Origin of the sequence: Tenggerimyces flavus (assembly GCF_016907715.1) — a bacterium.
GTDB classification, from domain to species: domain Bacteria; phylum Actinomycetota; class Actinomycetes; order Propionibacteriales; family Actinopolymorphaceae; genus Tenggerimyces; species Tenggerimyces flavus.
Genome location: NZ_JAFBCM010000001.1, coordinates 2,932,511 through 2,952,133 on the forward strand (window position 1 = coordinate 2,932,511; position 19,623 = coordinate 2,952,133).

Consider the following 19,623-nt stretch of genomic DNA (forward strand, 5'->3'; position numbering starts at 1 on the left):
CTCTCGAACCCATTGCGCCAGAGAGCGCCCGCCCGCGTCCAAGGAAGGAGGCAGTCCGATGATCAAGAACGAAACCAGCTCGCGTCAGGTCACCGTCGACGCTTCCTTCCGTGTGCAGTCGGCCACTCGACTTGGCGTTTTCGCGCGTCCGGAGCGCCGCCTTGCGCCTTCGTTCGCCTCGCACCAGGGGACCAGTCTGTCCAGCGGCCGCCTCGGCGAGGGCCGTACCGCGTCCCCGAGCACCACCAAGAACCTGTCCGCCACCGCCTACATCCCGACCACGCAGCGCCCCGTCCCGGGTAACACTGCCTGGAGTCCACCGGTCTTATGAGTCCCACTCAGACCGGCGCCTCCAGGCCGCGGAACCCGAACCCCGGGATCCGCGGCCTTTCTGATTCTTACGGCCAACTGCCAGCCATGAGAGGAGGTGAAACGGTATGAGTCTCAGCGTCCTCGAACCCTTCGTCGAGGTCTCCGCACAGGTCGAGCTTCCCTGCCGCTCGTACGACCCTGAGCTGTTCTTCGCGGAGAAGCCTGACGACGTGGAGTTCGCGAAGTCCCTCTGCCAGAGCTGCCCGCTCGTCCAGGAGTGCCTGGAGGGTGCGCTTGCCCGGCGTGAGCCTTGGGGAGTGTGGGGCGGCCAGCTGCTCGTCGCTGGCGTGGTTGTTCCACGCAAGCGTCCCAGGGGTCGGCCTCGGAAGAACCCCGTAGCCGCGTAGTACCGCCACCCGACCTGGACGTGGGAACACGTCCCCCGACGACCAAAAAATGGACACATGAACCCGAAGCCGAGAACCACCAAGACTTTCAGGAGTACTTCGATGCATCTCATTCAAGAAGACCTGGCTCGAGCACAGATACGCGGGCGTCTCGAAACCGCGGAGGAGAGCCGCCGGGCCGCGCAGCTGCTGCGCGCCCGCCGGTTCAAGCGAAGGGCCAGCCAGGCCGTGCATCAGGCACGGCTCGCGGTCGCCCGTCTCGTCTGAGCGACTGAGCACCAACTGAACAACTGAGTGACTGAACGCCGGGAGCCTCCTGCCTCGAGGGGGAGGCTCCCGGCGTTCACTCATGTGACGGACTGCCGGGACCGCACAACGCGACACGACGAATCCTGTGATGTCCGTGAAACGCCAACGGCGACCGAGCGCGCGACGATAGAGGAGGGCACGGGGCCACCTACCGAAAGAGGAGCCCAATGATCGTCTGCGACCTGTGCGGAAGTTCGGCACCGAACGACGAACCGCCGCTCACCTGGGTCGTCTCGTTCGAGGACAGCCGCGCCAAGCACTACTGCGAGAGCTGCACGCGCGAGAACCTGAGAGGCATCGAGGGCCGGCTGGACATGGCCTGGTGGTAACCGCTTGATCGCATCGGCCGGACGTGTCGAGGGGCGGCTCGATCTGGCTTGGTGTGATCAGCTGGGGAGACCAACCCACGCCTTCTCGAGTCCGCCCCTCTCCTCGGGGAGGCCACGACTCGCCGGAGTCGGGGCCGCAGCACCCACGCTAGGTCGGGCTCGGCCACGGGATGGTCGGCCGACGGTCAAGCGTCGACCAAATCCCGTTCACCTCGCGGGAGTCACGTCCGTGTGGACGAAGTCGTCTCCCTTGAAGAGCAGAGGTTCGCCCGCCTCCTTCGCCCACGCGTACGCGAAACAGTCCCCGAAGTTGAGTCCGGCGGGATGACCACTGCCTTTGCCGAAGTCGCGATACGCAGTCCGAGCCAGGTGAGCCTGCGACTTCGTCACTGCTTCGACTTCAATACTCGCCTCATCGATCAGTGCGTCCAGCTGCCTGCTCAGAACAGGATCACCGACCCGATCGATGACGATCGCCGCCTCCAGGAAGTTTGCGGCCGACATCTTCCTCGTCGTCGTACAACAGCTCAGCGTGGTCGACCGCTTTCACTTAGCGTGCGGTCAGGCGTCGACCAGATCCCGTTCCTCGTCGGCCGGATCGTCGACGAAGCCGGGCAGCCACCGTTCCAGCTCACCGCGGAACGGCGCCTCGGCGCCGAGCTGGGCCAGCACGCCCACGCCGCTACTCCACACGCGGTGGATCAGCAGGTACGACGGCGGCAGGTTGATCTTCATCGCCATCGAGCCGCCGCGGATGTCGGTGATCCGCTGGAACTGGGTCCGCATCCACTCCCGGCTGAACTTGAACGTCTTCTCCCGCGCCGGGTCGATGAACGGGTTGAGGTACTCGTACAGATCCTCCGGCTGGATCTCGACCCCCGCCCGGATGAACCCCTCGCGGCGCAGCCCCTCGACGACCGTCTCGAAGTCCCCGCTCATCCCGACGCGCAGCAGCGTGCCGATGTGCCGCGGGAACCCGTCCGGCAGGCGGGCCACCAACCCGTAGTCGAGCACGCCCAGCCGCCCGTCGGGCGTGATGCGGAAGTTGCCCGGGTGCGGATCCGCGTGCAGCAGGCCGGCGCGGTCGGGCCCGGAGAACAGGAACCGGACGAACAGCAGGCCGGCGTGGTCGCGTTCGGCCTGGGTGCCGTGGGCGATGACGTCGCTGAGCGGCCGGCCGTCCAGCCAGTCCGTCACCAGCACCCGCGGCGTCTGGAACAGCACGCGCGGCACCGCGATCTCCGGGTCGTCGGCGTACGCCTTGGCGAACCCGCGCTGCGCCTCCGCCTCGTGCTCGTAGTCGAGCTCCTCGCCGACCCGGGCCTTGAGCTCCTCGATCAGCGGCTTCACCTCGACGCCCGGAAACAGCGCACCGAACAGGCCGGCAACTCGGGCGATCTGGTTCAGGTCGCTGCGCAGCGCCTTCGCCGCGCCCGGGTACTGGATCTTCACCGCGACCTCGCGATTGTCGGTCCAGCGCGCCTTGTGCACCTGGCCGATCGACGCCGCGGCAGCCGGAACGTCCTCGAACTTCCGCAGTCGCCGGCGCCAGTTCGGGCCCAGCTCCTCGGCGAGCACTCGGTGCACGGTGGACGCGGGCATCGGCGGCGCCGAGTCCTGCAGCTTGGTCAGTGTCGCTCGGTACGGCTCGGCGAGCTGCTCGGGCAACGCCGCCTCGAAGATCGACAGCGCCTGGCCGAACTTCATCGCGCCGCCCTTGAGCTCACCGAGCACCTTGAACAGCTGGTCGGCAGTGCGGCGTTGCAGCTCCTCCGCGACCGCCTCGGCCGGCTTGCCGCCGAGGCGCTTGGTCAGCCCAAGCGTCGCCCGGCCGGCGATGCCGAACGGCAGGCCAGCCAGCTTGAGCGCGCGAGCCGCCGCGCTGCGGGGGAGATCGCTCACCGCCCCATTGTCGCTGTTCCTGCCAACCGGTTTCACATTTTGTCCACCAGCTCACACCTCGATTCGCGGCGGACCCGCCCGCAGACGCCGTTCGGACGCCTGACGTACCTCGTTGGGATCGAACGAGTCCCAGTCGGCCTCGAGCCACCAGGTGGCTCCCGCGTCCGCCCATTCACGGGCCTTCGCCGCGCCGGCCGCCGGGTCGTCCGCGGGCGTCTTGCCCTCCCAGATCACGTCGAAGTCGTCCATCTTCCGGCCGGCCTTCGCGCGTTCCTCGCGAATCCACGCCACCGCCTCGGCCAGGATCTGCGGCGTGAGCTCCTTGTCCGCATCGGGATCGGTCGGGTGGTACGCGGGGAGCCAGCCCTCGAGCTGGGCGGCGCGCTTCATCGACTTCATCCGCGGCCAGGCTCCGACCGCCCAGATCGGGATCGTCGGCTGGACCGGTGTCGGCGGGAGCCCCGGCATCGGTTCGGTGTCGAGCGCTCGTGAGCGGTAGTGGGTGCCCTCGTACGTGAAGGTCTTGTCCTTCCAGAGCAGGCGAAGCATGTCGATGCCCTCGTCCATGAGCTCGGCGCGGACCTTGCGGCCGGGGTCGTCCTCGAACAGCCAGAAGCGCGGCTCGTTGCTCGGTACACCGAGCCCGATCGGCAGGATCACGCGGCCGCCGGAGAGGTTGTCGAGGGTCGCGGTCTGGCTCGCGAGCTCCCATGGGCGGCGTCGGGGGAGAGGGGTGAGCATGGTGCCGAGCTTGATGCGTTCGGTGGTCATCGCGGCCGCGGTCAGCGCGACCCAGGGGTCGATGCCCCAGACCGACTCCCAGCAGAAGAACGCGTCCCAGCCGTGTTCCTCCGCGATCTGGGCGAGCTCGGCCGCCGTGCGTGCGTCGCCATAGGCGAGTACGAATCCATAGCGCATGCACTCGACCGTAGACGTGACCACCGACATGTCTGTGCCGATGGCGCGGAGCCCGACCGCTCAGCGAGCCTTGCCGTCACCCGCTCGGGTGCCGCAGAGCAGCCTCACGGTCGACTCCGCGCACTAAGCAGCCGCGCTGGCCAGGTGGTCCCACTGGCAGCCGCACCGTGGGTGCGGCGTCCAGGACCGTCGCCGTGGGGTGGCGAACGGCAGCGCGAGCTCGATCGTGGCGTCCCGCGAAGGCACCGGTTCGCCGGCGAGGAACGCGAGCACGTGCAGCACCGCGATGCCCGCGGTAGTGGTCGCGAGCGTGACGTCGCAAGCGCGGACGGCCGGTCTGGCGGTGAGGATCTGCGCGAGCAGGTGCGGCCAGGCGGGATCGCGGTCGGCGCGGTGCAGGTCGTGGCAGCGCAGGCAGGAGGCGGTGCCCGGCAGGACGAGCGGGCCGAGTACGCCGCGGGCTTCCCAGACCCGCACGTACAGGTGCGGAATCCCATGCTGGACAAGGACCTGGGCGAGCTGTCGGTCCGGCTCCTCGTCCGGGGCGACCACCACGAGGTCCGGCCGGTGGCCACCCACCTGGACGTTCGTCGTGTCGGTCGACGGCGCGACGGCACGGATCGTCCGGCTCACCCCGGACGCGCGGGAGTGACCGACGTCCTCCTCCCGAAGGCCGGCTGGCGCGAGGTCGGCCGGCGTGGCCTTGGCCTGGTCGACCGACCGCACCCTGCCGATGCCGGCGGCGGCGAGCAGCGTGGCGACGGTCGCGCCGACGCGGCCGGCGCCGTGGACGAGGACGGTCGCCTGCCGGCGTCGCTCGAGCGAGTTGGGGTCGGCCGCGGCGAGGTCGGGTCTGAGCCGTTCGCGCTCTCGCAGCGGCAGGGCGCTGAGGTGCGGCGGGAGGTGGTCGGCGTCGTCGAGCAGGCCGCTCTCGGCGAGCATGCCGACGAACGTACGCGTCGTCCGCACGTCGACGCCGCGCGTTTCTCCGTACACAGCAAGAGCGTCGAGCGTGTGCGCGCCAGTGAGCCGGTCGACGATGTCCGCCAGCGCCTGATCGACGCCGGCGAGCACCACCGCGCGGTCTGGATCGAGCCCGAGCTGGAGCGTCTGGTGGTCGCGCCAGACGCGATGAACGCCTGGCTTCAAGAGCGGTCGCATGGTCGTTCCCGCACCTCCCCGTGATCGTGGACGAGGTCGAGAGTGCCACTGCGACGAGGGTGGGTGCGGGCTGCTTCCACAGTGTCCACAGGCTGCTAGTTTCGTTCTGTGGTCAAGCGCCTGCTCACCCCGCGCTGGATCGCCTTCACCCTGCTCGTCGTGGTGGCGGCGGTCGGCATGTGCGCGCTCGGCTGGTGGCAGTGGATGCGCTACCACGAGAACGGTGGGAGCTGGCAGAACCTCGCCTACACGGTCCAATGGCCGCTGTTCGGAGCGTTCGCCGTCTACCTGTGGTGGCGGCTGCTGCGGGACGCCGGCCGGGAGGCGCCGCCTCCGCCGCCCGACCCGGTCGCGACCCTGCCACCGCTGCCGCCGAAGGTCATCTCCCGTCAGCTGCTCCTGGCCGCGCCACCGCCGCCGGACTCCGAGCTGGACGAGTACAACAAGTACCTGTCCCGGCTGAACGAGCAGGAGCGATGACCTCGACGATCGCGCCGCCCCTTCGCGGCGCCCTGCTCCGCTTCCGTGTGCTGGCCTACGTGGTGGGCGTCGGCCTGGTGATCCTGGTGTTCGTCGGCCTGCCGCTCAACCGTCTCGCCGACCAGCCGATGGTGTCGGCGGTCGTCGGGCCGCTGCACGGTTTCCTCTACCTGGTCTATCTCGCGTTCGCCCTGGACCTGGCCCGCCGCGCGCGGTGGTCGATCAAGGGAACGCTGCTGGTCTTCCTGGCCGGCACGGTCCCGTTCATGTCGTTCGTCGCCGACCGCGTCGTCACCCGCCGCACCAACGCGGGCGAACGTCTCTGAAGGCCTACTCGCAGAAGACGCGCACCTTGGCGTCGGACTGGTCGATCTCCATCGTCACCTCGTCGAGGTGTTCGACGAGTTCCTCCAGCTGCTCGGGCTTGAGCTGGGTGAGATCGATCGGCACGCCCGACTTGGTCAGCTCGTCGTTGATGTGACCGATCGCCTGGGGCGGGATCAGCGCCGCGAGCTTGACGCCGGCCCTGAGCAGTTGCAGGGGAACGCGTACGTTGACCCGTCCCTGCTCGCCGTTCTCGATGGACTCCACCATCACCCGCAGGTACTTCGCCTTGCCCTTCGGACGCTCGAGGACTGTCGTCGCGGCTGGCTGGTCCCGTTCGACGGCGGCGATGAGGCGCTCTGCCTCCTCGGTGGTGATCTTGCCCTCGGCCAGCATGGCCAGAATGTCCTTGCGCTGTTCGTTCATGGGGATCTCCTAGTCGAAGGTGACGAGTACGTCGGTACGGCCTTCGTGGACGTCGATCTGGGTGCCAGGGAGCGCGCAGACGATGCGCCACCCGGCGTCGAGCACCTGCGGCACGTCGACGCGATAGAGCTGGCCAGCCACGGCAGCCGCCAGCAGGGCGAGGATCAGGAACGGCGAGAGCAGGAGCACGATCGGGAGGACCGGGACCCAGATCCGGATCGGGCGATGGTCGGGCTGGTTGACCCGTACCGTCACCAGCTGCGGCATCACGGCGCACTCTCCAGCTCCGCCAGCGCCTCTTGCGCGGTGATCTCGCCGCGGCGCAACCGATCGATGACGTCCGCCCGCGAAGGCGCCGGATCGGTCTCGACGAAGCCGAGCTGCTGGGTGATCCGGTTCAGCCGGGACTTGATCGTCGGGTAGCTCACTCCGAAGATCCGCTCCATCTCCTTGATGGAGCCGTGGGAGCGCACGAACGCCGTGACGAAGACCTGGTCCTCGACGTTGAGCTGGGCCAGCTGCGGCAGCTCGAACTCGCCCTCGATCGCGACGCCGCTGCCTGGCAGGCGCACCCGTTCGACGACGAACGGCTGACCTCGGGTCAGGTTCGTGAGCTCCTGCCAGTCCATCGCGCCATCTGCCATGTCTCAGAGAATGCGCGATGAAATATTAATTTTCAAGAGGTCGGCATTGATTTTCTTAAGTTCACAGGTAGTGGTTCAACACCTCGGCCTCAGCCCGGAGGCGTTCGGCCTGGTCGTCGCGGCCGAGGCGGACGTACTCGTCGGCGGCGTTGGTGCGCTCGCTGACCTCGTTCGCCACGATCGCCGCGACCTCGTCCTCGGTCAGCTCGCGCCGCTCCGCCTCCGCCGCTCCGAACGCGGTCGCGCCGACGACCTGGGCCGTGCCCGTGAGGTTGGTGCTGGACTCGTCGACCGGGACGGCCTCGGCATTCTCGATCGCCGCCAACGCCGACCGCAGGGCGGCGATCGCCGGCTTGTCTCGGGCCTTGACGGCCACGGTCAGGTCGGCGCGCATGGTCGTACGCATCAGGGGGTGCTCCTTCGGATCTTGCGGATCACCGCGCGGGTCAGGCTGAGGACGTTGGTCGGGGTGAAGCGGAACCAGAAGCCGAGGAAGCAGCCGTTCGTCCGGAAGTCGGGGTTGGCCGTCCGATAGACCCGCGCCGCTGCTCGTTCGAAGAACTCCGCGGGGTATCGGCCCAGCGTCTCCTCGGTCATGAAGATGTCGACGAAGATCAGCCCGTCGTCACGCAGCTCGAAGTCGCTTTCGTCAGCCAGGGCTGCGAAAACGTCCCGGACCGCGACCGACTCGCGGTCGGTGGCCGTGGGTCGGAGCAGGGTGTACGACGCGAGCGTGTCGGTGAGCGAGATGAAGCCGAGCACGCTCGCAACCGAGATCCGGTAGAGCCGCGTGCGTGGGTGGCGCACCCGTTCGCTGAGGTAGAACACCAACCCCGACAGCAGATGCAGCCCGCGGTTGCGGAACTCCGGGTCCATCCGCAGCTTCCCGCCCGCGACCACCCGGCTGCGGGGCAGGTCGATGGGCATCGTCCGCCAGAACTGGAACCCCACGATCTCGTCGGTGTCCCGCCGGCGGAAGACGTGCACGACGTCGTTCGACTTCGCGTGCACCTCGAAGTGGGCCAGGTCCTCGGTCGCCAGCCGGTTGGACATCGCGTGCAGCTCACGGGTCAGCTCGGGCGTCAACTCCTCGAGCCGGACGGTCTGCAGCCGGACGTGCGGGCGCCGCTTGGCCAGGCGGAGTACGAGGTCGAGCACACCGGAACGTTAGCCATGATCGTCCCGCTCAGGCTTGCCCGAACGGGCATTCACTCGAACAGGCGGAGGTCCTCGTCCGGATCGGGCGGCACCTCGCCGCGCAGGTCGAGGTTGGCCGCCGCAGCGACGCCCTCGAGGTACCCGCGGGCTCGTTCGGACTGGGGATAACGATCGACGAGTGCCCAGAATCGGGCAGTATGTCCGGCCTCGAGCAGGTGGGCGAGCTCGTGTACGAGGACGTAGTCGATCACCCACTGCGGCATGCCGCGCAGCCGGGACGACAGCCGGATCGTGCCGTCGCTCGGGGTGCACGAGCCCCAGCGCATGCCCTGGTTGGTCACCCAGCGCACACTCGCCGGTCGCGCCTTGTCGTCGAGATGGCGTCGCGCCAGCAGCCTCGCCCGGGTCATCAGCTCGTCGTCGCTCGGCCGGCGGCGGCGTTCCTGGGCGGCGAGCCGTTCGAGCATGACCCCGACCCACTCGCGTTCCTCGGCCCGCGACATCCGGGCGGGCAGCAGCACGACCACCCGGTCGCCGTCGCGGTACGCGCTCACCGTCCGGCGCCGGCGGCGGCTGCGCCGGACCTCGACCTCGGCCGGGCCCACCTCGGTCAGCGGCAGGTCGCCCGCAGCCGTACGGGTGCGCGAACGTCCTCGCGCACCACCTGAACGAGCCACAGGTTCGGCCACGGCAGAAACGTACTCCCGAACGCCGACAACCGCCGCCGGTCATCTCGCCGATATTTCTGCGCTCCACAGGAGGTGGAGGACGAAACCGCAGGTCAGAGCACAGGTACTACCTGCAGTGACGCTCACTCCACAAGGCTCCCCACAGTCCGTCCACACCATCCACCGGCGCTTTGCACACACAATCCACAGGGTTTTCCACAGCCGTGGACAGCAGTCTGCCCAGACTCGTTGACGGCGGGTCTCGGGGCTCGTAGCGTCCTCAGTAACGAAGTCCCCGGGCCCCGGATGACCCGCTCGCAAGGGGAAGGCAAGCGGTCCATCTGGGCCACCCGGGGGCTTTGTATGAGGATTCCCGCGCCGACCCCGACTGCCCCCTGGGAGCGGCGCGGGTTTCTGCCGTTTACTCTCCGTTATCCACAGCCTGGCCCCACCGTGTGGCTTCAGGCGTGCCTAGGCGTAAGATGCCCGGCGTTGGGCAGCACAATGCTTACCCAACGTACATTGTGGCAGGAGGGCCTCGTGTCAGCGTGGCGAGCGTCGGTTAGGCGCGGACCCTGGCATAGGGTGACCCGAGATCGGGCGGCCCAGGGCGGGCCCGCCCTGCCCGGACGCAAGGCACAGCAAGGAGGGCCGTCATGGCCGAAACTTTCGAAGGTGAGCACTTCTGCGTGAAGTGCCGGGAGAAGCGCACCGTGACCGGTGAGGTCGTCGTCAACGCCAAGGGCACGCGCATGTCGAAGGCGAAGTGCCCGGTATGCGGCACGAACCTGAACCGGATCCTCGGCAAGGCCTGACACCTCCCGAGCACCGCAGTACCGCAGTAACCGACGCACGTCGTGGGGCCGGATCAGCACGCGCTGGTCCGGCCCATTTGCTGTGCCCGGTGTGGCTACAGCTAGCCTCGATCTTTCGTCCGGCGGTGGGTTCGCCCGGCCCGGCCCCGCCCTGGGGACAATGATCATGTAAACAGGCTCTTCTTAGCCAAGGGTGGTGGTGGGGCTGGTAGCAGACCTGTCGGCGTGTCTCCTCGTGAGGGGGGTCCTGTGCCGGTCAGTCTCGGTTGGTTGCGAATCAGCCGGGGCTGGAAGGAGCACAGGACCCGTGGATGACGTTACTGGGTGGACGGCCGCGTTGGGCCTTGAGGGGTTCGAGGTGACTCGGGCGGTGGAACTGCTCGGGGAGTGGAACCTGCTGATTCAGACCACGGCCGGGTCGCAGGCGTGTCGGGAGGCGTGTCGGGGGTGTGGGGCGGTCGCGTCGCCGCATGGTCGGCGGCCGGTGGTGGTGCGGGATCTGCCGATTGCGGGTAAGCCGGTGCTGCTGGTGTGGCATAAGCGGTTGTGGCGATGCCGCGAACCTCGTTGCCTGCAAGGAAGAACGACCACGGCGACGGCCACGGCCACGACGACGACGACGACCACGGCGACGGCGGTGACGTGGTCTGAGACGAGTGAGCTGATTCGGCCGCGGCGGTGTATGACCGAGCGGGCGGTGGCCGAGGCGGTGCGCCGGGTCGGTCAGGACCAGTCCGCGGTGGCGACGGTGGCCGCGGAGTTCGGTGTGTCGTGGGGCACGGTCAACACCGCCGTCGTGGCCGCCGCGAAGGCGCTGCGCCGGCCACCGGAGGCGCGTGCGGTGACCGCGGTCGGCGTCGATGAGCACGTGTTCGGGGCCCGTGGGCCGGTGCAGTGGATGCGGTTCTGCACCACCATCGTCGACGTCGGCCGCGGGAAGCTGCTCGATGTGCTGCCGGGCCGCACCGGCCGGATCGTGTCCGACTGGTTCGCCCACCGGGACCCGGCCTGGCGGGCCGGTATCCAGGCCGCGGTGTGTGATCCGCTGCGCTCCTACCGGTCCGGGCTACGGACCGGGCTGCCGCAGGCCAGCGTGGTGCTCGACGCCTTCCACCTGGTCAAACTCGGCACCGACACGACCGAACTGGTCCGCCGCCGGGTCCAGTTCGACCAACTCGGCCGCCGCGGCCGCAAGGGCGACCCCCTGCACGACACACTGCGGCTGCTGCGCAGCAAACCCGAGGCCTTCACCCCCGACGGACACCGCGCCACCCGACTGCGCACCGTCCTACTCGACCACGACCCCACCGGCCAGGTCGGCGCCACCTGGGAGATCGCCCACCGCCTCCGCCACCTCTACCAACGCGTCGACACCACGGCGAGGCAGCGTTTCCCCAACAAAACAAGGGTCACCGCACGCCTTGACCGGCTCATCGCCGACGCCCGCTACTACGCCCACCACGACGACATCCCCGAACTAGCGACCCTGGCGAACACCCTCACCGAGTGGCGCGACCCCATCCTCGCCCGAGCCGACCACCCCTACGCCAGCAACGGCCCCACCGAAGGCACCAACACCATCATCAAGAAGATCAAACGCATCGGCTTCGGCTTCCGCAGCTTCACCAACTACCGCGCCCGCATCCTCCTCGCCTGCGCCGACATAGACTGGCCACCCAAACCCGCAGCCACCCACATCAGACACCGCACACCACGCTTGGCTGCGTAGAGCCTGTAAACATGATCAGGGGCCCCATGACGCCGGGTAGACGCCAGGTAATGGGGCCACTTGCCGGGTAAGGCGACCACGACGCCTCACAGGCCAGAGTCGCCCATCAACGATGAAGTTCCCTGTGCCCGGTGCGGCTAGGCGCCGGTGGCGCCGTCGATGCGCTCGCGGAGGAGGTCGGCGTGGCCGGTGTGCTGCGCGTACTCCTCGATGACGTGGATGTAGATCCAACGGAGGCTGACCTTGCCGGTCGGCGCCTTGGCGTCATCGGCCAGCTCGTCCAGGTCATGGTGTGCCACCGCGGCGTCGCAGCGGGCGGTCTCGTCCAGGAAGGTCCGGTAGCTGGCCTCGGCGTCGGAGTCGGCGAGGACGTCGAACCCGCCTCCGGGGTACAGCGCAGGCAGGTCCTCGTGCAGGAACTTCTCCCGGAACCATTCCCGCTCGACCTCGGCCAGATGTCGCAGCAGACCGAGCAGGGTCAGGCTCGACGGCTCGACCGAGGCGGTCCGGAGCTGTTCGGCGGTCAGGCCGGCGCACTTGCGCAGGAAGAACACGCGGCGCAACCTCAGCCAGTCGTCCAGCATCTCCCGCTCGCCGCACGCCAGGTCCGTCCGGTGTCCCCGATCCACCTCGGGCGCGATCCAGGTCATGTCGCAATGGTCCCAGGTGGCCGGGTGCGGCGACGGAATTGACAGGTTCGGGGCAGGACCGAAAGGCTGGGCGGCGTGGTGGAGCTGATCGACACGAACGTGCTGCTCGGGCGACTCCCGCGTCAGGACGTCGGGCACGACGGCTCTCCGCAGGCGCTCCTCGACACGATGGACCGCTGCGGCATCGCCAAGGCCCTCGTCGGCAACGTCGCCTCCTGGCTGCACGATCCCGAGACCGGCAACCGCGAGCTGCTCGACCTCGTCCACGACCAGCCCCGCCTGAGCCCCGTCTGGGTCGCCCTCCCCGACACCACGAACGAGACGCCCAACGTCGTCGAACGAGCCACCCAAGCAGGCGTGCAGGCGATCCGCCTCTACCCCCTCGACCATGGCTTCGCACTCGACGGCAAGGACATCGCGCACACGATCGCGCAGGCAGCAGCGGCCGGACTGACGATCTACACCAGCCTCGCCCAGACCAGCTGGCCAGCTATCGAGAGCCTCGCCCGCCAGCACGAAGAGCTGGAGCTCGTCGTCCAGGACCTCGGCTACCGCACCCTCCGCCAAGCGGCCGGCGTGCTCCAGCGAACGAGCAACGTCAAGGTCGACACCGCCTACCTCGCCGGCCACGGCGCCCTCGAGTGGCTCGCCGCCACGTACGGCCCCCACCGCGTCGTCTTCGGCACCGGCTACCCCGCCCGCGATCCCGGCGAGGCCGTCACCAGGCTGCTCTGGTCCGAGCTCGACGACGCCACCGTCGAAACCATCGGGCGGGCCGCCGCATGAACGACGCCGTGCTCAGCCGCCAGCCGCTCGAAGACACCAGGATCATCGACGCCCACGCCCACCTGGGCCCGTACAGCCTGTTCTTCATCGCCGACCACAGCCCACAGGCCATGGTCCGCGTCATGGACCGCTGCGGCGTCGACACCGCGATCCTCTCCAGCCACCGCGCCATCCAGGAGGACGCCAGCAAGGGCAACGACGAGACCGCGCGGGCCGTCGACGACACCAACGGACGGCTCAAGGGCTACTTCGTCGTCAATCCCTGGCAGGACCCGCTCAAGGAGCTCGAGGCCAGAGCGAACGACAGTAGGTTCGTCGGCATCAAGCTCCACCCCGAGCTGCATCAGTACGCCCTCACCAGCCCGCGCTACCAGGACGTGTACGCGTTCGCCGAGCAGCAGCGGCTCCCCGTTCTCACCCACAGCTGGCACGGCTCGCAGTACAACGGGCTCGACGAGATCGGCGCCGTCGCCGAACGGTATCCCCAGCTCACGCTCCTCGCCGGCCACGCCGGCGCCACCGGTCCCGGCTACGAGGAGATCGTCGACGTCGCCCGGCGCCACCCCAACATCCTGCTCGAGTTGTGTGGCTCGTTCGGTACGGGCCAACGCATCAAGCACCTCGTCGACGAGCTCGGCGCGCACCGCGTCGTGTTCGGCTCGGACTTCCCGTTCCTCGACCTCCGCCTCACCCTCGGTCGGGTCCTGTTCGCCCCGCTCGACGAGGCGGACCGCGGAGCCATCCTCGGCGGCAACATCGCGGCCGTCCTCGACCAGGCGACGAAACCGGCCTGAACCCAACGCCGCCCCCGTCCGTGTCCTAGTGCGAGACGCCTGCGGGGCGGATGCCGCGTCGTTCCGCAGGCGTCCCCCTGCGCGGCGAGGAGGCGACATGGAGTACCTGGTGATCGGGGCCGGGCCGGCTGGACTCCAGATCGGGTACTACCTGCAGCAGGCGAACCGCGACTACCTCCTGCTCGAGGCCGGCGACTCTGCCGGCAGCTTCTTCAAGACGTTCCCGCGGCACCGCCAGCTGATCTCGATCAACAAGCCGCACACCGGGTACGACGACCCCGAGCTGCGGCTGCGGATGGACTGGAACTCGCTGCTCTCCGACGATCCCGACCTGCTGTTCACGCGCTACACACCCAGGTACTTTCCGCAGGCCGACGACATGGTCCGCTACCTCGCCGACTTCGCCGTCAAGACCGGCGTCAACATCAGGTACGGCACCCGCGCGGTCCAGGTCTCACGGAACGGCGGAGGGTTCCGCGTCACCGACCAGAACGGCGATACGTACGAGACGGAGAGACTGATCGTCGCGACCGGACCGTCGAAGCCGTACCTCCCCGACGTTCCCGGCATCGAGACCGCCGAGCTCTACACCACGATGCCGACCGATCCGCAGGACTTCGTCGACCAGCGCGTGCTGATCCTCGGCAAGGGCAACTCCGCGTTCGAGACCGCCGACAACCTGATGGAGACCACCGCGGTCATCCACGTCGCCGGGCCGAGCTCGATCAACATGTCGTGGAAGACGCACTTCGTCGGGCACCTGCGCGCGGTCAACAACAACTTCCTCGACACCTACCAGCTGAAGTCGCAGAACGCCTTGCTGGACGGCGATGTGAAGCGTATCGAGCGTACCGACGACGGCTACGTGGTCACGTTCAGCTTCGTCCGCGCGGGTGAGGTGAAGAAGGACCTGCGGTACGACCGGGTGCTCGTCTGCACCGGCTTCCGCTTCGACCACTCGATCTTCGACGAGGACTGCCGCCCCGAGCTCGTCATCAAGGACCGATTCCCCAACCAGACAGCGGCTTTCGAGTCGACGAACATCCACGGGCTCTACTTCGCCGGCACCGTCACGCAGATGCGGGACTTCAAACACGGCACGAACGGGTTCATCCACGGCTTCCGGTACGGCGTCCGCGCGCTCGCGAAGATCCTCGACCAGCGCTACCACGACACCGAGTGGCCGCACCTCGTCCTGGCCGCCGACCCCACCGTGCTGATGGACAACACCCTCGAGAGGGTGAACCGCACTTCGGCGCTCTGGCAGCAGTTCGGCGTGCTCGCCGACCTGATCGTCTGCGACCAGGGAGGCGCCAAGTACTACGAGGAGGTCCCGGTCGGCTACGTGCACGAGAGCGCGTTCGGGCAGTCGGCCGACGCGTTCACGATCACGCTCGAGTACGGCCCGGACCACGACAAGTACGATCCGTTCGACGTCACGATCAGCCGGATCAAGCAGGACGAGGTCGGCGTCGCGCACGACGCCGCGTACCTGCACCCGGTCGTCCGCCACTACCGGCGCGGCGAGCTGGTCGGCGTCCACCACGTCGCGGAGAACCTCGAGAACGAGTGGAACAGGCCGCAGGCGCACCGCGATCCGCTCCGCGCCTTCTTCGAGCGCCAGCTCGCCGACGTCCCGCAGGGTGCCACTCGATGACCCCATTGGCACTGCGCGACTTCGAGGCCGAGGCTCGGCGGCGGCTCGACCCGGCGATCTGGGACTACTACGCCGGTGGCGCGGACGACGAGGTGACCGTACGCGCGAACACGTCGGCGTACGCGCGGATCGGCCTCGTGCCTCGGGTGCTGCGCGGCGCGTTTCATCGTCAACTCGCCGTTGACGTGCTCGGTCACCGGCTGTCCATGCCGATCCTTGCTGCGCCCACGGCGTTCCACCTGCTCGCGCATCCCGACGGTGAGAAGGGCAGCGCGCGAGCCGTCGCGGCCGCCGGGTCACTCTCGATCATCAGCATGGCGGCGACGACGGCGGTCGAGGAGATCACCGCGGCGGGCCGTTCGGCCAACCCAGACGCGGCATTCTGGTTCCAGCTCTACCTGCAACCCGACCTTGCCTACTCGCAGGCCGTGATCGAACGTGCCGAGGCCGCCGGCTGCTCGGCGCTGGTCGTGACCGTCGACTCGCCCGTCTACGGCAACCGCGAACGGGACCGGCGGAACGGGTTCCTGGACCTGCCTGGGCTGCTCGTCGCCGAGAACACCCGCGAGCCATTGCCGACCGGCGAGTGGGGCAACCCGCGGTCGATCGGGTTCACCGGCGACCTGTCCTGGGACCACCTCGCCTGGCTGCGCACCGCGACCTCGTTGCCCGTGGTGCTGAAGGGAATCACGCACCCGGAGGACGCGCGGCTCGCGGTCGAGAACGGCGTCGCGGCGATCGTCGTCTCCAACCACGGCGGACGCCAGCTTGACACCGTACCCGCGACGATCGACCTGCTCCCGGCGATCGCCGAGGCGGTCGACGGCCGCGTCCCGGTGGTCCTGGACGGCGGCATCCGGCGCGGAACCGATGTGCTCAAGGCGTTGGCGTTCGGCGCGACCGCGGTGGCGCTCGGACGTCCGATCATCTGGGGGCTGGCTGCCGGCGGCGAGCAGGGGGTCGGCGACGTTCTGTCGATCCTGCGAACCGAGCTCGACCGCGCGATGGCCTTGTGCGGTTGCTCATCCGTCCTCGAGGTGTCCCGCGAGCTGGTCCGTCCGGCTCCGGAGGAGTCATGGTCCCGGCTCTGATCGTCGGCGTGCTCGTCGTCGCCGTTGTCGCGACGTTCCCGTTCTGGCTGCCGCGGGTCGTGGTGGCGCTGCGGATCCGGATCTTCGCCCGGATCAACGGTCCGGACGGGATCGCGATCCCGGGACCGCTCGTTCCCGTCGAACGTTTCCAGCAGGTGTACGCGCATCCGGCGGCGAACGGACGCAGCAAGGGCGCCGCGCTGTCGGACCTGTTCTGGTACTGGCTCAGCCCCGGCGCGCACCTCCACCAGGAGCATCTCGAGCCGGGGGAGCGGTACGACGAGGTCGCGCGGACCACGCGGAAGATCCTTGCTGTACGGCGCGAACCGCTGGAGCAGCTGACGGCGCGCTGCGCGCAGGCCGTGTTGGACGAGCGGCGGTTCGACCGCCTCACCTTCGTCCAGCTGCGCGACCTGACGATGCCCATCTGGGCCGAGCTGTACTACGAAGTGGTGTTCGAGGAGCCCTGCCCACGCGAGGCGCGCGGGCTGATCGTCGGGAACGCGAACGACGTGGTGACCGCACTCAAGTGCACCGGACTGCGCCATATGGACCGCCGCGACGCCCTGACCCGCTACTTGAGGACCAGGGTGCACGACGTTCGGCACCAACTTCCGGACTGGATGACCGACGAAGAGCGGGCCTTCTACCTCCAAGGGACCTACTTCAACACCGCCGTCGTGCAGATGTCGGAGGCGATGGCCCACCTTTTGATGGTGCTGGCACGACATCCGACCCTGCAAGCGCGGGTTGACGACGACGATCTGCTGGACAAGGTGATCTCGGAGACATTCCGGATGTATCCACTGTTCGGCATCGCGCACCGCATCACCTCCGACGAGATCGTCGTCGACGACACGACCACGCTGCCGCGCGGCTCGGTGGTGTGCTTCAACTACCCGGAGTTCCACCGCGCAGGCTATGACCACGCGGACACGTTCGACCCCGACCGCTGGGACGAGCTCGTCGCGCGCCACGTCAACTTCATCCCGTTCGGCATCGTCGCGAACCGCGCCTGCCCCGCCCGCGGCGTCGCGCCGATCACGATGCGCGTCGTCGTCCGCGAGGTGCTGCGGCGGTACGAGCTGCGCACCTCGGCCACTCATACCCGCTCGATCCCCAACCGCGCGCCGGTCCTGATCTCGCCTCGCGGACAGTCGATTTCGCCGACCTGGTTGAGGATTCGACTCGCAGCGATGCGCCTCGGCGACCGGTGGGGCGACGTGTGGCGCAGCCTCGTCCAACTCGTGCTGGGCACGTACATGGTCTGGGACGCGCGCCGCCTGCGCCTGTGTGCGCGCTACTTCGAACCGTCAGTCAGCGGTGCCCAGGGCCGGTGACAGCGCGGCGAGGAGGTCCTGGTGGATCCGGCCGTTGGAGTACAGCCCGCCGCGCTGGTCGGGAGCGGACCCGCCGCGGTGGTCGGTGAACGTGCCGCCGGCCTCGCGGACGAGCAGGATCCAGGGCGCGTGGTCCCAGGTGTGGCAGCACTCCACGAAGTAGGCGTCGATCAGGCCGCGGATGAGGTCGATGAGGCCGAACGGCGTGTGCGGTTGGCGGGTGCTGGCCGGTAGCCGGTGGGCGAGTTGCCGCGGGTACGGGGCGACCAGCGCGTCGTCGATCGCCGCCGTCTTCGAGACGTGCAGTCGCCGGTCGGCTCCGCCGGTCGCGCGCTCGTGCGTGCCGGTGCCGGTCGCCGCCCACCAGCGGACGCCCAACGCCGGCGCGTCGACGACCGCCACGACGATCTCGCCTTCGCTTTCGAGGGCGAGCTGGATCCGCCAGTTCGACAAGCCGCGAGCGAACGCGCCCGTACCGTCGATCGGATCGAGGATCCACGTTCGATCGCTCTCGCCCTGGCCGCCGAACTCCTCGCCCAACACTCCGTCGTCGGGACGCAGCTCGGCTAGCGCGTCCCGCAGGAGATGCTCGACCGCTCGGTCCGCCTCGGTGACGGGGCTCGCGTCCGCCTTGATCTCCGTGGAGACGCCGCGTTCGAAGTAGTGCTGCGCGACCACCGCCGCGCGGTCGGCGAGCTCCTGCGCCAGCTCGAGGTCGGACGACTCCCTGGTGACCGGCCGGCTTGCCGGCGTCGATCGGGTGCCTGCGGCCTCGGCCTCGCGTGCCGCGGCGACCAGCGTCGGTCCCCACCACTGCTCGCGCTCGAGCCGTTCGGTGAGCATCTTCACCTGCGGCGCGATGTCGGCGCCGTGGGCCCAACGTGCGCAGAGGTAGTTGCCGAGGTTGGTCAGGTGGAACGCGCAACGCAGGTCCGCGAGCAGATCGAGGTCGCCGACGTCCGTACCCGCGACGTCGAAGTACCCGCGTACGAACGTGGCCGCCCGGGCCACGGTGGGCCGCGCCATCGACGCGGCGATCGCGAGGTCGGCCAACCGCAGGTCCACATGGGCGAAGTCCCAGTCGAGGACCGCGGCGACGCCGTCGTCGTGCATGAGCACCTGGCCCGGCGCGAAGTCGCCGTGGGCGACCACCCGCGGGAACGACCCGATCGGCGCCTTGGCCAGGCGCCCGTGCACGTCCTCGGCCAGCCGCCGCAGCCACGCTCCCGCCGCACCGGACGCGCGCTCGAAGTCGGGCAGGATCTCCGCCATCGTTCCCCCGCCGGGGCGCGGCATCGTGAGGAACTCGTCGAGCCTGCCCCAGCCCGGGCGTTGGCCGAACGTCGCGACGGAGGCCGCGGTGTGGTCGTGGAGGGTCGCGAGCAGCCGGCCGTAGCTCGCTAGGTCCTCGACCGGGACCGCCGGGTGTACGCCGTCGACCCAGCCGAACGCGACCCAGACCGAGCCGTCCACCGGCGTCGGGCCTGCTACGACGTCCGCGACCGGCGCGGTCCTCGCGGCGAGCGTCGTCAGGAGGTCGCACTCGTAGGTGACCTCGGGCAGCTGGCGGAACGGCGGCGACTGGCGCAGCGCGACTGGCGCGCCGCCACGAGAGGCCCGCCAGACCTTGCTGACCCGGCCGCCGACGATCGGCTCGGCGTCCGGGCCGTCGAGCCCGAGCGCGGACACCACGTCAGCGGCGATCGTCTCCGAGATCGCGAGC

The 19,623-nt window shown here is 69.0% G+C and carries 25 protein-coding genes; 13 read left to right on the plus strand and 12 right to left on the minus strand.

Going from position 1 to position 19,623, the window contains the following annotated elements; all coding sequences use genetic code 11:
• The first annotated feature begins 58 nt into the window (after positions 1–58).
• The 4 genes from JOD67_RS13720 (at position 59) to JOD67_RS13735 (ending at position 1,357) form a co-directional block, all read left to right on the plus strand.
• Positions 59–331, plus strand: coding sequence for a hypothetical protein (locus tag JOD67_RS13720; RefSeq protein WP_205117829.1), 273 nt, complete (start codon positions 59–61; stop codon positions 329–331).
• 106 nt (positions 332–437) lie between these two features.
• Entirely contained in the window at positions 438–719 is a 282-nt protein-coding gene (locus JOD67_RS13725; protein ID WP_205117830.1) for a WhiB family transcriptional regulator, read from the plus strand.
• Between the two features lie 57 nt (positions 720–776).
• A complete protein-coding gene (locus JOD67_RS13730) occupies positions 777–986 on the plus strand; it encodes a putative WhiB-interacting protein (RefSeq protein WP_504970670.1) in 210 nt (69 codons plus the stop codon).
• A 209-nt stretch (positions 987–1,195) separates the two neighbouring features.
• Positions 1,196–1,357, plus strand: coding sequence for a hypothetical protein (locus tag JOD67_RS13735; RefSeq protein ID WP_205117832.1), 162 nt, complete (start codon positions 1,196–1,198; stop codon positions 1,355–1,357).
• Positions 1,358–1,564: 207 nt separating this feature from the next.
• Here the strand turns inward: JOD67_RS13735 and JOD67_RS13740 are convergent, their stop codons facing one another.
• From JOD67_RS13740 to JOD67_RS13755, 4 genes are all read right to left on the minus strand, one after another.
• Entirely contained in the window at positions 1,565–1,861 is a 297-nt protein-coding gene (locus JOD67_RS13740; protein ID WP_205117833.1) for a type II toxin-antitoxin system VapC family toxin, read from the minus strand.
• A gap of 57 nt (positions 1,862–1,918) precedes the next feature.
• Complete coding sequence (locus tag JOD67_RS13745; protein ID WP_205117834.1) at positions 1,919–3,259, minus strand: ABC1 kinase family protein; 1,341 nt, start codon at positions 3,257–3,259, stop codon at positions 1,919–1,921.
• 51 nt (positions 3,260–3,310) lie between these two features.
• Positions 3,311–4,177: an LLM class flavin-dependent oxidoreductase gene (locus JOD67_RS13750; protein WP_205117835.1), complete on the minus strand. Its 867-nt coding sequence runs from the start codon at positions 4,175–4,177 to the stop codon at positions 3,311–3,313.
• Positions 4,178–4,300: 123 nt separating this feature from the next.
• A complete protein-coding gene (locus tag JOD67_RS13755; protein ID WP_205117836.1) occupies positions 4,301–5,338 on the minus strand; it encodes a ThiF family adenylyltransferase in 1,038 nt (345 codons plus the stop codon).
• Between the two features lie 108 nt (positions 5,339–5,446).
• On the opposite strand from JOD67_RS13755, the gene JOD67_RS13760 reads away from it, so the two are divergent.
• Both JOD67_RS13760 and JOD67_RS13765 read left to right on the plus strand, forming a co-directional pair.
• A complete protein-coding gene (locus JOD67_RS13760) occupies positions 5,447–5,818 on the plus strand; it encodes a hypothetical protein (protein ID WP_205117837.1) in 372 nt (123 codons plus the stop codon).
• Positions 5,815–6,144: a DUF3817 domain-containing protein gene (locus JOD67_RS13765; protein ID WP_205117838.1), complete on the plus strand. Its 330-nt coding sequence runs from the start codon at positions 5,815–5,817 to the stop codon at positions 6,142–6,144. Before JOD67_RS13760 ends, JOD67_RS13765 begins: the two co-directional genes overlap by 4 nt.
• A 4-nt stretch (positions 6,145–6,148) precedes the next feature.
• Here JOD67_RS13765 and JOD67_RS13770 read toward each other — a convergent pair whose 3' ends face one another.
• The 6 genes from JOD67_RS13770 to JOD67_RS13795 form a co-directional block, all read right to left on the minus strand.
• Positions 6,149–6,568, minus strand: a complete 420-nt coding sequence (locus tag JOD67_RS13770; RefSeq protein WP_205117839.1) for an SHOCT-like domain-containing protein — start codon at positions 6,566–6,568, stop codon at positions 6,149–6,151.
• A gap of 9 nt (positions 6,569–6,577) precedes the next feature.
• The gene (locus tag JOD67_RS13775) at positions 6,578–6,835 is read right to left on the minus strand and encodes a hypothetical protein (RefSeq protein ID WP_205117840.1); all 258 of its coding nucleotides are present in this window, start codon (positions 6,833–6,835) and stop codon (positions 6,578–6,580) included.
• Positions 6,835–7,212 (minus strand): DUF2089 domain-containing protein, encoded by a 378-nt coding sequence (locus JOD67_RS13780; protein WP_205117841.1) that lies wholly within the window; start codon positions 7,210–7,212, stop codon positions 6,835–6,837. The genes JOD67_RS13775 and JOD67_RS13780 overlap by 1 nt, the downstream gene beginning before the upstream one ends.
• 61 nt (positions 7,213–7,273) lie before the next feature.
• Entirely contained in the window at positions 7,274–7,618 is a 345-nt protein-coding gene (locus tag JOD67_RS13785) for a GatB/YqeY domain-containing protein (RefSeq protein WP_205117842.1), read from the minus strand.
• A complete protein-coding gene (locus tag JOD67_RS13790) occupies positions 7,618–8,370 on the minus strand; it encodes a hypothetical protein (RefSeq protein ID WP_205117843.1) in 753 nt (250 codons plus the stop codon). The genes JOD67_RS13785 and JOD67_RS13790 overlap by 1 nt, the downstream gene beginning before the upstream one ends.
• A gap of 50 nt (positions 8,371–8,420) precedes the next feature.
• On the minus strand, positions 8,421–8,990 hold the full coding sequence (locus tag JOD67_RS13795; protein ID WP_205122988.1) for a M48 metallopeptidase family protein: 570 nt from the start codon (positions 8,988–8,990) through the stop codon (positions 8,421–8,423).
• 704 nt (positions 8,991–9,694) lie between these two features.
• Between JOD67_RS13795 and JOD67_RS13800 the strand changes: the two genes are divergently transcribed.
• On the plus strand, positions 9,695–9,853 hold the full coding sequence (locus tag JOD67_RS13800) for a DUF5679 domain-containing protein (protein ID WP_205117844.1): 159 nt from the start codon (positions 9,695–9,697) through the stop codon (positions 9,851–9,853).
• A 637-nt stretch (positions 9,854–10,490) separates the two neighbouring features.
• Positions 10,491–11,582: an ISL3 family transposase gene (locus JOD67_RS13805; RefSeq protein WP_307782728.1), complete on the plus strand. Its 1,092-nt coding sequence runs from the start codon at positions 10,491–10,493 to the stop codon at positions 11,580–11,582.
• 137 nt (positions 11,583–11,719) lie between these two features.
• Here JOD67_RS13805 and JOD67_RS13810 read toward each other — a convergent pair whose 3' ends face one another.
• A complete protein-coding gene (locus JOD67_RS13810; protein ID WP_205117845.1) occupies positions 11,720–12,232 on the minus strand; it encodes a DinB family protein in 513 nt (170 codons plus the stop codon).
• 75 nt (positions 12,233–12,307) lie between these two features.
• Here JOD67_RS13810 and JOD67_RS13815 point away from each other — a divergent pair, with 75 nt between their 5' ends.
• From JOD67_RS13815 to JOD67_RS13835, 5 genes are all read left to right on the plus strand, one after another.
• On the plus strand, positions 12,308–13,018 hold the full coding sequence (locus JOD67_RS13815; protein WP_205117846.1) for an amidohydrolase family protein: 711 nt from the start codon (positions 12,308–12,310) through the stop codon (positions 13,016–13,018).
• Positions 13,015–13,812: an amidohydrolase family protein gene (locus tag JOD67_RS13820; RefSeq protein WP_205117847.1), complete on the plus strand. Its 798-nt coding sequence runs from the start codon at positions 13,015–13,017 to the stop codon at positions 13,810–13,812. Before JOD67_RS13815 ends, JOD67_RS13820 begins: the two co-directional genes overlap by 4 nt.
• 97 nt (positions 13,813–13,909) lie before the next feature.
• On the plus strand, positions 13,910–15,469 hold the full coding sequence (locus JOD67_RS13825; RefSeq protein ID WP_205117848.1) for an NAD(P)-binding domain-containing protein: 1,560 nt from the start codon (positions 13,910–13,912) through the stop codon (positions 15,467–15,469).
• Complete coding sequence (locus tag JOD67_RS13830) at positions 15,466–16,560, plus strand: alpha-hydroxy acid oxidase (protein ID WP_205117849.1); 1,095 nt, start codon at positions 15,466–15,468, stop codon at positions 16,558–16,560. Before JOD67_RS13825 ends, JOD67_RS13830 begins: the two co-directional genes overlap by 4 nt.
• Positions 16,545–17,900, plus strand: a complete 1,356-nt coding sequence (locus JOD67_RS13835) for a cytochrome P450 (RefSeq protein WP_205117850.1) — start codon at positions 16,545–16,547, stop codon at positions 17,898–17,900. The genes JOD67_RS13830 and JOD67_RS13835 overlap by 16 nt, the downstream gene beginning before the upstream one ends.
• Here JOD67_RS13835 and JOD67_RS41900 read toward each other — a convergent pair.
• Positions 17,874–19,592, minus strand: a complete 1,719-nt coding sequence (locus tag JOD67_RS41900; protein WP_205117851.1) for an inositol monophosphatase family protein — start codon at positions 19,590–19,592, stop codon at positions 17,874–17,876. The two genes, JOD67_RS13835 and JOD67_RS41900, sit on opposite strands and share 27 nt — an antisense overlap.
• Positions 19,593–19,623 lie beyond the last annotated feature (31 nt).